The sequence below is a fragment of the Paenibacillus sp. sgz302115 genome (assembly GCF_056120445.1).
The window spans coordinates 1-503 of the sequence record NZ_JBVYOK010000063.1; the positions used below are offsets into that span (position 1 = coordinate 1).

1 protein-coding gene is annotated in these 503 nt (G+C 55.1%); it reads right to left on the bottom strand.

Features of this window, described 5'->3' with window-relative positions:
• Positions 1-138 precede the first annotated feature (138 nt).
• A partial coding sequence (locus tag AC0LWN_RS32655) for a hypothetical protein (RefSeq protein WP_474672748.1) occupies positions 139-503 on the bottom strand: 365 nt, incomplete at its 5' end.

A 503-nucleotide genomic window follows, 5' to 3' on the forward strand; every position in this document is an offset into this window, starting at 1 on the left:
GCCGGATGATCTCGGGCCGTGTGCCCAAAATCGTCATGATCTTCATGGGTTCACTCCCTTTTGATTAGCAGTAATTCTGCCGCTGGGTGACATGTGAAGCCGCATTTTGCGGCGATATTAACGGCAGAATTGCCGTTGTTAGCTGCGCTTAGCACGGGTGCGGCGGATTTTAACGGCAGAATTGCCGTTGTTAGCTGCGATCGGCTCGGGTGCGGCGATATTAACGGCAGATTTGCCGTTATTGGCTGCGATCGGCTCGGGTGCGGCGGTTTTAACGGCAGATTTGCCGTTATTTGCTGCGCGTGGAGCAGATGCGGCGGTTATAACGGCAGATTTGCCGTTGTTAGCTGCGATCGGCTCGGGTGCGGCGATATTAACGGCAGAATTGCCGTTGTTGGCTGCACTTAGCACGGGTGCGGCGGATTTAACGGCTGATTTGCCGTTATTGGCTGCGATCGGCTCGGGTGCGGCGATATTAACGGCAGATTTGCCGTTATTGGCTG